The sequence below is a fragment of the Pilimelia anulata genome, assembly GCF_014647895.1.
Classification (GTDB): Bacteria; Actinomycetota; Actinomycetes; order Mycobacteriales; family Micromonosporaceae; genus Pilimelia; species Pilimelia anulata.
This window is the reverse complement of sequence record NZ_BMQB01000011.1, coordinates 74,741-88,529: the sequence shown is the minus strand read 5'-3', so window position 1 is coordinate 88,529 and position 13,789 is coordinate 74,741. Positions and strand designations below refer to the sequence as shown.

The following is a 13,789-nucleotide window of genomic DNA, read 5'->3' as shown; positions in this document are numbered from 1 at the left end:
TCCCCTAGCGCTGGCGGCGGTACGTGCCGCCGATCGGCTCGGGACCGGCGACGCGCAGGTCGCCGCCGACCATGGTGAACTCGGCAGTGACGGCCGAGCCCGGGTCGCCGGAGTTGGCGAACCGGCAGAGCAGCCGGACCCGCGGGCCCGCCCGCAGCTCGGCGGTCGGGCCCACGCAGATGCGATTGCCGACGTCGCCGCCGTTCGGGCCGTGGTGCACCGACTCCCCGTCGATCCGGAAGTAGTACTGCCGGCCGGGCTGCGTGCCGGTCATCCAGAAGCCGAGCAGGTCCCGCCACGGGCGCGGCGGCTCGCTCGGCCGGGCGACGGCGACCGGGAGCCCGAACCCGTCGTACCGGGCCGCGGTGTGCGCCGCCGTCCCGGCCCGGCCCAGCTCGATCGACGCCAGCCGCCCGCGCTCGTCGACCAGCGCGCTGAACGGCGGGTCGCCGCCGCCGTCCCCGGCCGTACCGGTCGGCGACGGCCGCGCCGCGGGGCTCGGGGAGGCGGTCGCCCCCGCCGGGCGCGGGCCGCCGGCCCGGTCCGCGGCGAGTGTCCCGCGGTACCGGCAGCCGTCCCGGCGGATGGTCCGGATCCGGTCCAGCGCCTCGGCCGGCGCCAGCGGGCGGGCGCCCAGCCGGCGCGGGTCGGCCGCGGCCAGCCCGGCGACGCTCAGCTTCGCGGTGGCGGCCCCGCCCGCGCCGACCAGGTACAGGTCGTCGCCGAGCACGGCGCCGTCGGCCGGCGCGGCGCCGCTGAGCCGGAACGTGCCGGCGGCGGCCGACCGCACGCCGTCCAGCCGGTGCGGGCCGGCGGTGATCGCGAACCGGAAGGAGTCGTTGGCGGTGCGCAGCGCGGCCCGGCGGACCGCCTCGTCGTCCGGCCCGTCGGCCGCCGCGGCGCAGGTCGTTCGGTCGTACGCGCGGTACCCGACGTACGCCAGGCCCCCGGCGCCGGTGGTGGCCAGCGTCGCGATCACGACGAGCTTGGTCGTACCGGCGAGGGCGGAGCCCGCGACCGACGCCGCGCCGCCCGCGACCGACCCGCCCGCGGCCGATGCGCCACCCGCAACGGCCGCCGTGCCCGCGCCGCCCGCGGCGGCCGAACCCGCGCCGCCCGCGGCAGCACCCGCGGCGGCCGATCCCGCCGCGGAGCCCGCGCCGCCGCCCAGCGCCCCGGCCGCGGGCGCGAGCGCACCCGCGCCGCCCTGCGCCGCCGCGATCCCGCCGCCGACCGCGCCCGCCCCGGCACCCGCGGCGCCGATCCGCCCGGCCCGCCGGCGGCGCCCCGCGGCCGGGTCGGCGGGAGGGTCCGCGGGCGGCGAGTGGTAGTGGACGGCGAGGTGGCCCTGGCCCAGCGCGAAGACGGTCCCGTCGTGCTCGGCGTGGATGTGCTGCGCGGGCGCGGCACCGGCGGGCGGCTCGGCGAGCTGCGCCCGGACCGCGGGCGCCCGGGCGGCCCACTCGGCGAGCAACTCCCGCCAGCGCTCCGGCCCGGGGCGCTCGTCGAGCGCGGCGAGGATCCCCGCGCGCAGTACGGGTTCGCGGTCGGCGAGGGCGCGGAGCCGGGCGCGCGCCGCGTCGGCCGCCGGCCCGGCGAGCCGCGCGGCCGCGGCGTCCAGCAGCTCGTCGGACACGTCGGGTCCTCCGTTCCCGCGCGGGCATCTCCCGTACGGGGAACGAGCGGGCGCCGACCGTCGACATCGGATGATCGGGCGGACCGGGAGGAAGGCGCGCCGCCGGGCTCCGGGGTGGTGGGGGCCCGACGGCGCGCGAACCGCGGCTACGGCCGGAAAGCGCCGATCCTCGCCGCTGTCTGGTTCAGCACCCTGGCGTTGTCCTCCGCGGCCGCCGTGCCGAGCGCCTGGCCCTCGTACTGCTTGCGCGGGTTGGACCAGTGCTGGATCCGCTTGCACTTCTTCGGGCACTCGTACGACATGATCGTGCGCCACTGCCCGTCGCGCTGGTACCCGTGCCCGTAGGCGTACTTGTTGTTCGTGCCCTGCGCCTTGTCGTGCGAGGCGCCCTGCAGGTGCCCGATCTCGTGGCCGAACGTGTAGTACCCGGTGGCGCACTTGCGGGTGGCCACCACGAACGCCGCGTCGGCCTGGACGTCGAGGCCCGGCGCGACGCCGCAGGCGTCGCCCTTCTCGGTGATCAGGGCGACCACGTCGGCGCGCAGCTCGTCCCGCTTGGCGTGCAGGTCGTCGAGCTTGCCGTCGTTCTTGCCCTTGAGCGCGTTGAGGTCGCGGGAGACCCCGCCGGTGTCGGCGTAGTCGGTGGGGACGTAGCCGGCCAGCTCCAGGTCGATGGCGATGTCGCCGTTGCGGTAGCTCTGGTTGGTCTCGGCGACGGCCAGCTCGACCAGGGACTTGAAGTCACCGGTGTGCGCGGCGATGGCGTCCTTGCTGGCGGCGACCATGACCCGGATGGTCGTGTTCGGCGCGGCGGCCGCGTGCTGCGGGGCGAGGTCGACCCCGCCCGGCTCGGCGTCGGGCGCGCCGACCGGGTGGTCGGGCGGCCGGGCGTCCTCGTTGACCCGGATCGCGGCGTGGCCGACGCCGGGTACGGGCTGGATGCGGTACAGCTCGGCGCCGACCCGGACCGAGCCGGTGATGCCGTCGGCGCGCCGGACGAGGGTGACCGCGTCGTCGCCGGCGCCGACCCGCCCGGCCCAGACGAGGCCGCCGTCGGCGGTGGGCGCGGTCCAGTCGCGGCGCAGCCGGACCGGCTCGCGGCCGTCGAGGTCGAGGTCGAGCCGGTCGGCGTCGGCCCGGACGGCGCCGGGGTCGGCCGTGCGCAGGGTGACGGCCGCGGTCATAGGGTCCGCGGCGAGCGCGGTCCGGGCGGCGGTGGCGGCGCGGGAGGCGTCGACCGGCGCGCCGAGCGGCCGCGGTACGGGGTGGGGGTCGGCCGCGGCGGCGGGGGTGGCCAGCAGCGGCAGGGACAGGACAGCGGCGAGCAGGGGGAGCCCGCGGGAAACCAGCATGGGGGAGCCGATCCTTTCGTCGGGTGGGACGAGATGACGGCGGCGGGGGTGGGGCAATTCTGGGGCAGTACCCCTGGATATTCAAGGTCTTCGATCAAAACCCCGAAAATCCCGCGGCGCTACCGGCCGGTATCCCGGGGCCGGGCTGTGGCGGCTGAATGCTGCCCGGGCGGCAGCGCCGCTGCCGCCCGGCGGCGATCCGGCCGAGGCGCGCCCGGCCGATCGGCGGCGGCGCGGCGGTCCGGTCGGGGGTGCGGGTCGCCGTTCGGCGGGCGCCCCCGACCGGGCGGGGCGGCCGGGTGACGGGACGGCGGCGGGCTGCGGCGGGCGGCCGATGCCGGCTGTGCGGGGCCCGTGGGCAAAGCCGCGTGAATCGGGCCAGTCGGGCCTATCCACACAGGTCGACGACAGGCGGGCGGGCAACGATCCGGCATCCGTTACCCGAGGTGAGAGGCAGCCCATGGGCAAGCTCCGCACACTGCTCGCGGCCACCGTCGGCCTGGCGCTCGGCGCCGGCCTGGCCCCCCTGGCGCCGAGCGCCGCGGGGGCGGCGGCGCCCGTCGGGCAGGGGTTCAACCTGAACCCCTCCGACCTGAAATTCATCCTGCAACAGATCAAGATCGCCGAGGCGCACGCGGCCGGCGGGTCGCTGCTCGGCAGCGGGCCGAACCAGATCCCGAACCAGGCCAGGCAGGGCGCCGAACTGCCGTTCGGCCTGCGGACCGTGGACGGGACGCTGAACAACCTCGTCGCCGGCCGGTCCAAGTACGGCGCGGCGGACCAGCCGTTCATCCGGCTCACCGACCCGTCGTACCGGGCGGCGCAGCCGTGGGCGGCCGACCCCGACGGCCCCGGCCCGATCCAGGTCGGCGACCCCACCTCGTACGCGCAGAAGAGGGGCCTGGTCAACGACGCCGAGCCGCGCGTGGTCAGCAACCTCGTCGTCGACCAGACGCCGGCCAACCCGGCCGCGGTCGCCGCCGCCGGCCCCGGCGCGACGCCGAACGCGCAGGGCTCGTTCGAGATCCCCAACGTGGCGCCGGACGCGGGCCTGTCCGCGCCGTACAACTCGTGGTTCACCCTGTTCGGCCAGTTCTTCGACCACGGCCTCGACCTGGTCAACAAGGGCGGCGGGACCGTCTACATGCCGCTGCAGCCGGACGACCCGCTGTACCGGCCGGGCAGCCCGACCAACTTCATGGTGCTGACCCGCTCGCAGAACCAGCCCGGCCCGGACGGCTTCCTCGGCGACAACCCGGCCACCCCGGCCGTGGACGAGAGCGCCGACGACGTCCGCGAGGCCACCAACCAGACCGCGACGTTCGTCGACCAGAGCCAGACGTACGCCTCGCACCCGGCGCACCAGGTCTTCCTGCGCCAGTACGAGCTGGTCGGCGGCCGCCCGGTGGCCACCGGCCGGCTCCAGACCGGCGCCGACGGCGGGCTGGCCACCTGGGCGTCCACCAAGGCGCAGGCGCGCACGATGCTCGGCATCGCGCTCACCGACGCCGACGTGGTGAACGTCCCGCTGCTGGCCACCGACCAGTACGGGAAGTTCGTCCGCGGCCCCAACGGCTTCCCGCAGATCGTGCGCCCCGGCGGCGTGCTGGTCGAGGGCAACCCGGCCGCCAACGGCGGCGCGGGCGTGGGTCTGCCGGGCGACACCGTGCGCACCGGGCACGGGTTCCTGGACGACATCGCCCACCACGCCACGCCCGGCGCGGTGGACCACGACAACAACCCGGGCACGCCCAGGATCCAGGCAACCCCGGACGCCGACCCCGGCACGGGCGACGACAACAACCCGGCCACGTACGACGACGAGATGCTGAACGCGCACTTCATCGCCGGCGACGGGCGGGTCAACGAGAACATCGGCCTGTCCGCCGTGCACCAGATCTTCCACTCGGAGCACAACCGGCTCGTCGGCGACATCCAGAACGTGCTGACCACCGAGGACCCGGCCAGCGTGGCCGAGTGGCAGCTCGGCGGCGGCGCGTGGAACGGCGAGCGGCTGTTCCAGGCGGCCAAGTTCGTCACCGAGATGCAGTACCAGCACCTGGCGTTCGAGGAGTTCGCCCGCAAGGTGCAGCCGCAGGTGAACATCTTCGCCGGCTACGACACCGCCGTGAACTCGGCGATCTCCGCGGAGTTCGCGCACGTCGTGTACCGGTTCGGCCACTCGATGCTGACCGAGCAGGTGGCCCGCAAGCGCGCCGACGGGTCCAGTGACGACATCGCGCTGCTGGACGCGTTCCTCAACCCGCCGGCGTACACCGCGGGCGGCCGGACGCCGGAGCAGGCGGCCGGGGACATCGTCCGGGGCATGACCGACCAGGTCGGCAACGAGCTGGACGAGTTCGTCACCGACGCCCTGCGCAGCCGGCTGCTCGGCCTGCCGCTGGACCTGGCGACGCTGAACATCGCCCGCGGCCGGGAGACCGGCATGCCGACGCTGAACGCCGCCCGCCGGCAGTTCTTCGCGGCGACCGGGCAGTCGGTCCTCAAGCCGTACGCGGACTGGAACGACTTCGGCGTGGCGCTGCGGCACCACGAGTCGCTGATCAACTTCGTGGCGGCGTACGGCACGCACCCGACCATCACCGGCACCGCGGCCCAGCGGCGCGCGGCGGCGGCACGGATCGTCGCGGCCGACCCGACCGTGGCCGGCACCCCCGGCGACGCGGTCGACTTCATGGACGGCACCGGCGCGTGGGCGACCGCGGCCACCGGCCTGGACCGGGTCGACTTCTGGGTCGGCGGCCTGGCCGAGAAGCAGACGCCGTTCGGCGGCCTGCTCGGCCCGACGTTCAACTTCGTGTTCGAGACGCAGATGGAGCGGCTCCAGGACGGCGACCGGCTGTACTACCTGAGCCGGACCGCGGGCCTGAACCTGCTCACCCAGTTGGAGGGCAACTCGTTCAGCGAGCTGATCGAGCGCAACACCGACGTCGACGGCCTGCCCGCCGACGCGTTCTCCCGGCCGGACTACGTGTTCAACATGGCGGCGCTCGGCACGTCCGGCGCGGTCCCGAACGACCCGGCCACGCCGTACAACGAGACGGAGCTGCTGACCCGGATGCCGAACGGCACCCTGCGGTACGCCGGCGACAAGCACGTCGTGTGGCTCGGCACCGCCGCCGGTGACAGGGCCAACTCCAGCGAGGGCGACGACACCCTGCGCGGCGGGGACGGCGACGACCGGATGGAGGGCGGCGCCGGCAACGACATGCACATCGGCGGCAAGGGCAACGACATCATGACCGACACGTTCGGCGACGACGACATCAAGGGCGGTGACGGCAACGACGCGCTGAGCGCCGGCGGCGGCCTGGACCTGGTCCAGGGCGGCCGCGGGAACGACTTCACCAACGGTGGGTCGGACCCGTCGGAGACGTTCGGCGGCCCGGGCAACGACATCATCTACGGCGGCGAGTCGGCGGACACCGTGTTCGGCGACGACGGCGACGACTGGATCCAGGGCGGCGACCAGGCCGACCTGCTCCAGGGCGACAACGGCGCCCCGTTCCAGGACGACCCGAACCAGCCCGGTGACGACGTCATCATCGGCGAGGGCGGCGCGGACGACTACGACTCGGAGGGCGGCAACGACGTGATGGTCGCCGGACCGGGCGTGGAGCGCAACGAGGGCATGCTCGGCTTCGACTGGGTGACCCACAAGGGCGACCCGCAGCCGACCGACGCCGACCTGCGCCGCACCGGCCTGGTCAACCCGGCGCTGGACGCCCTCAACGACCGGTACGACATGGTCGAGGGCCTCTCCGGCTGGAACGGCAACGACGTCCTCACCGGCGACGATGCCGCGGCCGCGGACATGCTCGGGCACGAGCTGGCCAACGCCGCGCAGATCGGCAAGGTCGGCGGGCTGCGCGAGCTGCTCGGCGGCGCGGACGAGTTCACCGGCGGCAACATCCTGATCGGCGGCGCCGGCGACGACCGGATCTCCGGCCGCGGCGGCAACGACGTCATCGACGGCGACGCGATGCTCAACGTCCGCCTGTCGGTCCGGACGAACCCGGCCGACCCGGCGACGGAGGTGCGCAGCGCCGACAGCATGCTGGAGCTGCAGCCGGACGTGCTCGCGGGCACGATCGACCCGGGCAACATCGTCATCGTCCGGGAGATCCTGCACTCGCCGACGCCTGGCAACGATGTCGCGGTGTTCAGCGAGACGCAGGCGAACTACGACATCGTCGCGGTTCCCGGCGGCGTCCGGGTGACCCACGCCCGGGGCAGCCTGGCCGACGGCGTCGACATCGTCCGCAACGTCGAGCAGCTCGTCTTCGACGGCGACGCCGTACCGGTGGTGCTGGAGCCCGACGCCCCGGCGATCGGCACGGCCGTGGCCGGCGACACGACGGCGACGGTCAACTGGACGGCGGCGGCGGCCCGCGGGTCGGACGTCACCGGGTACGACGTGCAGGTCCTGGCCGGCACCTCGACCGCGCCGGTCAAGACCGTCCAGGTCGGCGGCGGCGTCACCAGCACGGTGGTGCCGGCGCTGAGCAACGGCACGGCGTACCGGTTCCGGGTGGTCGCGCGCAGCGACGCCGGCCCCTCGACCGCCTCCGCGCTGTCCAACTCGGTGACGCCGGCCGGGGTACCCGGCACGGTCACCGGGCTCACCGCGACGGCCGGGCCCGCCTCGGCCACGGTCCGCTGGACGGCCCCGGCCGACACCGGCGGGGTGCCGCTGACCGGGTACGAGATCCGCGTGTTCACCGCGGGGAACCCGAACCCGGTGCGGGTGGTCGACGCCGCCGGCACGGCCACCAGCGCGGTGATCAGCCCGCTGCCCAACGGGGTCAGCCACACGTTCGTCGTGCTGGCCCGCAACGCCCGGGTGACCGGCCCGGCGTCGGCCCCGAGCAACGCGGTCGTCCCGCAGGTCGGACCGCCGTCGGCGCCGACGCTGACGTCGGCCGTGCGGGGCAGCACGACCGCGACGGTGCGCTGGACGGCACCGGCCAGCGACGGCGGCGTGGCCATCGGCGGGTACTACGTGCGGGCCTTCCAGGGCGCGACCGTGGTCAAGACGATGCGGGTCACGGCGGCGACGCGCGGGGCCCGGGTGACCGGGCTGGTGAACGGGCGGGCGTACACGTTCGATGTGCGCGCGTTCAACACCGTCGGCGTCGGAGCGGCCTCGGCCCGCTCGGCGGTGGTGATCCCGGCGACCGTGCCGGGCGCCCCGCGGATCGGTACGGCCAGCTCGGGCGCCGCCGGCGGGGCGGCCACGGCCGCGGTCCGCTGGACGGCACCGGCCGCGACCGGCGGGACGGCGATCACCGGGTACCGGATCACCGCGCTGCGGTACTCCGGCAGCCGGGTGATCGCGGTCCGGGCGCTGCCCCTGGCCCCGGCGACCAGCCGGGCCCGGACGGTGACCCTGCCGGCCGGCAGCTACCGGTTCATGGTCACCGCGGTGAACGCGGTGGGTGAGAGCCAGACGTCGGCCCAGTCGAACCTGGTCCTCGTCCGGTAGCCCGTCCCCACGTCGGTGGCCCCGGCCCGCTTCGGCGGACCGGGGCCACCGCGCGTCCGGGCCGGGGCCGTCGATGCCTCAACCGGCGCCCGCGGGGGCCGAAAGGGCGGACCGGAGGCGGTCCGCGCACGGCGGCCCGCCGAACCGGACACCCGCCGCGCGCGGGGCGGAACGACGCGGGAGGGAGGGCGCCGATGCCCGGCTTCCCCGCCGCCCTCGCCCGGACCGCCGCGTTCGCGCTCGCCTACCTGGCCGCCGCGTACGCGGGCCGGCTGACCGTGCTCGACGGCACCAACCTGAGCCTGGTCTGGCCGGCGGCCGGCGTGGCGGTGGTCTGGTTCGCCGCCCTGCGGCGCAGCCCGTGGCCGCTGCTGGACCCGCTCGCCCTCGCCGCCGTCACGCTGGTCGCGAACGTGGCCACCGGGGCGGCGCTGCCGCTGGCCACGGCGTTCGCGGTGGCGAACATCGTCCAGACCAAGCTGTGCGTGGCGATCCTGGAACGGCTCTGCCCGCACCTGTGGGGCGCCGGCGGCCGGGCCCCGATGGCCCGGCTGGGCGACCTGTGGGGCCTGGCCATCGCCGCCGCGGCCAGCACCGCCGCCGGCGCGGCCATCGGACCGACCGCGGTGTGGCTGATCGGCAACGGTTCGTACTCGCCGTGGACCACCGGCGTCTGGCTCACCCGCAACACCGTCAGCGTCCTGCTCATCGCCGCGATCGGCCTGCGGATCGGCGCCCGGCTCGCCGCCCGCCCGCCGGGCCGCCCCCGGCTGCCCCGGCTGCCGCACCCCCGGCGGCTCGTCGAGGGCGCGGCCCTGGTCGCGTGCTCCACCGTCGTGTACGTCGTGGGCTTCGCCGTCGCGGACCGCCTGCCGGTCGCGTTCCTGCTGCTCGGCGTGACGATCTGGGCGGCGCTGCGGTTCAGTACGTCGTTCGTCCTCGGGCACGACCTGGCCGTCGGGGCCATCGCCGTGCTGTTCACCCTGCGCGGCGACGGCCCGTTCGCCGCGATCGGCGACTTCACTGCCCGGGCGCTGGTCGCCCAGGCGTTCGTCGGCATGGTCGCCGTCGTCGGCCTGGCCCTGGCGCTCGGCCGGGACGAGAAGGCGGCCCTGGTCGCCCAGCTCACCCGGGCCCGGCAGGAGGCCGGCGCGCAGGCCGGGCTGCTCACCGCGATCATCGACTCGATGAGCGACGGCGTCGGCGTGCTCGACGCGACCGGCCGGTTCGTCGTGCGCAACCCCGCCGCCACCGCCCTGCTCGGCCGCCCCGGCGCGCCGCCCGAGCGGGTGGGCGACTACGACCTGTACCGCCCGGACGGCGCCCCGCTCGCCGGCGTGGACCTGGCCTACGTCCGCGCGCTGGCCGGCGAGGACGTGCCGGCGATGGACGTCCTGGTCCGCAATGCCCCGGCACCGGACCGCATCCTCAACGTCCGCGCGACGGCCCTGCCCGCCACCGCCGACCGGGACGCCCGCGCCGTGATCGTCTTCACCGACGTCACCGCCGACCGCCGGCACCGCGACGAGCTGACCGCCTTCGCCGGCGTCGTCGCCCACGACCTGCTCAACCCGCTGGCCACGATCGACGGCTGGACCGAGTTCCTGGCCGACGTCGTCGCCGAGACCCCCGACCACCCGGCCACCGCCGAGGTCCGGACGAGCGTCAACCGCATCCGCCGCGCCGGCGTCCGGATGCGCGACCTGATCAACGACCTGCTCGACCACAGCACCGCCACCGAGGCGGCCCTGGCCCCGACCGACGTGGAGCTGGCCGACCTGGTCGCCGACGTCCGGGCGACCCGCGGTGGCCCGGCGACGTACCACGTCGACGCCCTGCCGGCGGTGCACGCGGACCCGCGCCTGGTCCGGCAGTTACTGGACCAGCTCATCGACAACGCCGTCACGTACGCGACCCCGGGCACGACCCCGCACGTCGGCATCAGCGCGACCGCGGCCGACGACGGGCTGGTGGCGGTCCGGGTCAGCGACAACGGCATCGGCATCCCGGCCGGGCAGCACGGGGCGATCTTCGGCAACTTCCACCGGGCCCACCCGGACGTGGAGGTGGCGGGGAGCGGGCTGGGGCTGGCGATCTGCCAGCGGATCGTCGAGCGGCACGGGGGGACGATCAGCGCGGCGGACAACCCCGGCGGCGGCGCCCGCATCACCTTCACTCTCCCCGTCGCCGCATCCCGCTGACGGCTCCGGCGGTCGATAGTGGCGCGGTGACGGGTTCCCGCCGCGTGATCAGCCCCTCGACCGGGACGGCGGCCCTTCCCCACACCCGCCGCTTGGCGTCGAGAACGCTGGCCGCGCGAACCTCGATGAACCGGACGGCGGGTTCGTCGGTCCACCGCTGCTGGTGGGCCTTGACGCTCACCCATCGGACGCCGGCCTCCTCGCACGTGTCGCCGATCGCTGCCACCGTGACCAGAATCGCGCCGTCGCCCCGGCGATACTCCGACTCACGGAGAATGAGCAGGTCACCGTCGCGCGGCATGAACCCTCCTGGTGTATACGCCGTCGGGTGGGTTGGGGCCGGCTCGGATTGCCGACCCCAACCCCTGTTCACCGGACCCACCCACCTCCCGAAGGGGAGACGGTGGTGGAGATCCCGAAGCGCATGCTCCCGTACTTCCGGGGGCTGTAGACCAGTGCAGCAAGAGATCGACCTCGAAGGGTTCGAGAGTCTCTCCGCGGAATCCGGTCGAGCTGGTGCCATCTGGAACTGCGCGATGTCTACGGCGTGGACGACGAGAACACCGCGCTGCGCGCCTGGCATCGCGGCGAGCCCTACGAATTGCAGGGTCTCGACGACCTCTGCCGCTTCTTCGCCGACCTCGCCGCCACGGGCCGGGCACTGCGCCGGGTCAAGATCGTGTCGGAGCCGCTCAGCGACTATCAGCGCTGGTCGCTCGATGTCTCCAGGCGGGTGGTCAGCGCCGGGGAGGACATCCGGGTGGTGAACCGCAAGCACGTCGCCACCCTGCTGGTACCGCCCAGCGACTTTTACCTGCTGGACGGGGAGCGGGTGCTGTTCCTGCACCACGACGGGCACGGCGGGACGGCCATGTTCAGCATCACCGATGACACCGCCGTGGTGCGCTCCTGCGCCGAGAGCTTCGCCGCGGTGTGGCGGGCGGCCGAGCCCCTCGACATTTATCTTGGACGATCCGGGTAGCGCGGCCGAGCAGGGTCGACGCGAGCTGGGCGCCAGGCTGCGCGCGCTGCGTCGGCTCGCGGGTGTGACGGCTCGGTCGCTGTCGACCTCGATCGGCCTGCACGCCACCACTATCAGCAAGATTGAGAATGGTCAGCGCTTCCCCTCGGAGGCCAACGTCCTGGCCTGGTGTCATGCCTGTGGCTGCCCGGACAAGGCGCACGCGATCATCGAGCGCCTGCAGGCCATCGAGTCGGCGTACGAGGAGTGGAGCCGGGTTGTCCGGCGCAGTGGTCTGCGCGTGCGGGAGGGACTGCACTCGCAGGCGAGCTTCGAGCGCACCCGGCTGTTCCGCATCCACGAACCGATTGTCGTACCCGGTCTGTTCCAGGTACCGGCGTACACCCGGCAGATGCACCGGTTCATGTTTGATTTCCTCGGGCGGGCGGCGGAGGCGCTCGACGACGGGCTGGCGTTCTGGGCCGCGCGCACCGCGGCGACCCTGCACGCGGGGAAGCGGTTCGTCGCGGTGCTCGGCGAGCAGGTCCTGTGGAGACGCCGACGGCGTGCCTCAAGGTCACCAACGCGGCCGAGGTGGCGCTGTACGAGCGCATGTTCGCCAATCTCCAAGCGGCCGCGGTACATGGCCGCGGCGCGCGGCGGCTCATCGCCGCGGCAATGGACGAGGTCTACGACGGCGATCCACTTTGACGAGCGAAACGGTCCGGACATGGTTCATCCCGGAGCGTCCGTGCCGGCGAGTGGCCGCTTGCCGGCGGTGCGCTCCGGGATGAGACCGGAAGGGTGGATCAGTTGCGCTCGTCGTAATCCCGGTCGTTCCGGTTGTTGTCGTTCCGATCATTCCGGTCGTCGCGCCGGTTGTTGTCGTCCCAGTTGTCGTACCGGTCGTCCTCGGCGCAGACGAATACCAGCGCGCCGCCGCGTCGGACGATCTGGTGCAGCCGCTTGCCGCTGCCGCGCTCGGACACCCGGTGGCTCAGCCGCTGCTTTTTGTCGATGATCAATACGACGAGCTGGTTGTCGTCCCGGCGGTACTGGAGGCCCCGGTTGCCCCGGAAGTTCACCTGCTGGCAGCGCAGGTTGCCGTCGTCGTCGTACCGGTCCCGGTCCCGATCGCGGTTCCGGTTCCTGTCCCGGTTCCGATCGCGGTCGCGATTCCGGTCCCGGTCCTCGTTGACGCCGCCCTTGCCGGACTTATCGCCGTTGTCATAGTTGTCGTCGTTCTCGCTGCCGGGGCGGCGCGTCGTGTTCTTGCTGCCGTCGGCCTTTGCCGCGTACCAGGCACCGCCCACGCCCTGGCCGTTCCACTGCCCGGCTTCCTTGTCGCCGATGTACCGGTACAGCGGCCACCCGCCGAGGGTGAGTTGCTTGGACCCGTCGGACCGGGTCACGTTGCCGACCTTGCTGGCGTCGATGCCGTTCATCTGGGGATTGCCGTCGGTGTACGCCGGGGGCCACACCTTTTCGCAGTCGTCCGCGCAGTTGCTGCGCGGCGGGTTGGCGCTGTCCTTGTCGTACCGGTACAGCACCCAGCCCTTGTCGTCGGCGACGACCTCACCCATGCCCTCGACATTGCGCACGGTCAGCGTGCTGGTGAGCGAGCGGGCACCGGAGCCGTCGGCGCCGGTGCCGGTGTCAGTGCCGGTATCGGTCCCGGTGCCGGTGCCGGTACCTGTGTCGGTTCCGGCGCCCTGGTTGGCCACGGGCTGCTGGGCGGCGTTGTCGTTCGTGCCGCACGCCGTGAGCGACAGGGCGGTCACGACGGCCAGAGCACTGCCGGCGATCGCGTTTCGGGTCTTGGCTTTCACGAATCCTCCTGTTTTCCCCGGCGGGAGGAGTAGTCCCCGGTCGCCGTACACGGTGCCCATTCACCCCGAGGTACGGGCACTGTCCGCGAGCGGATCAAACAAAGTCGAGGAAACCTCGGATTCGGCTGTCGCTGGGGGTCCGCCGGCATTCCGGCGGACATCACCCGGCCGCGGTATAGGACCACTCGAAAGCCTTCGCCACGATTGCCGCACTCCGAATAAATCGGGCGAGGAGGACGATGCTCATGCCGGCATCACCGATCCCGAACTGCGCCGCTGCTACCTCGCCGTCACCGCACGCGGG

The 13,789-nt window shown here is 74.1% G+C and carries 7 protein-coding genes and 2 pseudogenes; 5 read left to right on the top strand and 4 right to left on the bottom strand.

Features of this window, described 5'->3' with window-relative positions:
* Nucleotides 1-4: 4 nt before the first annotated feature.
* Both IEY94_RS20415 and IEY94_RS20410 read right to left on the bottom strand, forming a co-directional pair.
* Complete coding sequence (locus tag IEY94_RS20415) at nt 5-1,636, bottom strand: hypothetical protein (protein ID WP_189171851.1); 1,632 nt, start codon at nt 1,634-1,636, stop codon at nt 5-7.
* A 146-nt stretch (nt 1,637-1,782) separates the two neighbouring features.
* On the bottom strand, nt 1,783-2,988 hold the full coding sequence (locus IEY94_RS20410) for a M12 family metallo-peptidase (protein ID WP_189171850.1): 1,206 nt from the start codon (nt 2,986-2,988) through the stop codon (nt 1,783-1,785).
* Between the two features lie 460 nt (nt 2,989-3,448).
* Between IEY94_RS20410 and IEY94_RS20405 the strand changes: the two genes are divergently transcribed.
* Both IEY94_RS20405 and IEY94_RS20400 read left to right on the top strand, forming a co-directional pair.
* Entirely contained in the window at nt 3,449-8,494 is a 5,046-nt protein-coding gene (locus tag IEY94_RS20405; protein ID WP_189171849.1) for a peroxidase family protein, read from the top strand.
* Between the two features lie 194 nt (nt 8,495-8,688).
* Entirely contained in the window at nt 8,689-10,695 is a 2,007-nt protein-coding gene (locus IEY94_RS20400; protein WP_229784295.1) for a sensor histidine kinase, read from the top strand.
* Here IEY94_RS20400 and IEY94_RS23760 read toward each other — a convergent pair.
* The gene (locus IEY94_RS23760; RefSeq protein WP_229784294.1) at nt 10,667-10,996 is read right to left on the bottom strand and encodes a hypothetical protein; all 330 of its coding nucleotides are present in this window, start codon (nt 10,994-10,996) and stop codon (nt 10,667-10,669) included. The two genes, IEY94_RS20400 and IEY94_RS23760, sit on opposite strands and share 29 nt — an antisense overlap.
* A 192-nt stretch (nt 10,997-11,188) precedes the next feature.
* On the opposite strand from IEY94_RS23760, the pseudogene IEY94_RS23755 reads away from it, so the two are divergent.
* The 3 genes and pseudogenes from IEY94_RS23755 to IEY94_RS23750 all read left to right on the top strand — a co-directional run.
* Nucleotides 11,189-11,677, top strand: a pseudogene (locus tag IEY94_RS23755) (DUF6879 family protein); the annotation flags it as partial.
* Nucleotides 11,583-12,155 (top strand): annotated as a pseudogene (locus IEY94_RS24410) (helix-turn-helix domain-containing protein); the annotation flags it as partial. The pseudogenes IEY94_RS23755 and IEY94_RS24410, both read left to right, overlap by 95 nt.
* 50 nt (nt 12,156-12,205) lie before the next feature.
* Nucleotides 12,206-12,367, top strand: coding sequence for a hypothetical protein (locus IEY94_RS23750; protein ID WP_229784292.1), 162 nt, complete (start codon nt 12,206-12,208; stop codon nt 12,365-12,367).
* A 98-nt stretch (nt 12,368-12,465) separates the two neighbouring features.
* Here IEY94_RS23750 and IEY94_RS23745 read toward each other — a convergent pair whose 3' ends face one another.
* A complete protein-coding gene (locus tag IEY94_RS23745; RefSeq protein WP_229784291.1) occupies nt 12,466-13,485 on the bottom strand; it encodes a hypothetical protein in 1,020 nt (339 codons plus the stop codon).
* Nucleotides 13,486-13,789 lie beyond the last annotated feature (304 nt).

What these genes read in the sequence shown, in the direction of transcription:
- IEY94_RS20400 (WP_229784295.1), top strand. Translation starts at nt 8,689, where the DNA reads ATGCCCGGCTTCCCCGCCGCCCTCGCCCGGACCGCCGCGTTCGCGCTC.
- IEY94_RS20405 (WP_189171849.1), top strand. Translation starts at nt 3,449, where the DNA reads ATGGGCAAGCTCCGCACACTGCTCGCGGCCACCGTCGGCCTGGCGCTC.
- IEY94_RS23760 (WP_229784294.1), bottom strand. Translation starts at nt 10,996, where the DNA reads ATGCCGCGCGACGGTGACCTGCTCATTCTCCGTGAGTCGGAGTATCGC.
- IEY94_RS20410 (WP_189171850.1), bottom strand. Translation starts at nt 2,988, where the DNA reads ATGCTGGTTTCCCGCGGGCTCCCCCTGCTCGCCGCTGTCCTGTCCCTG.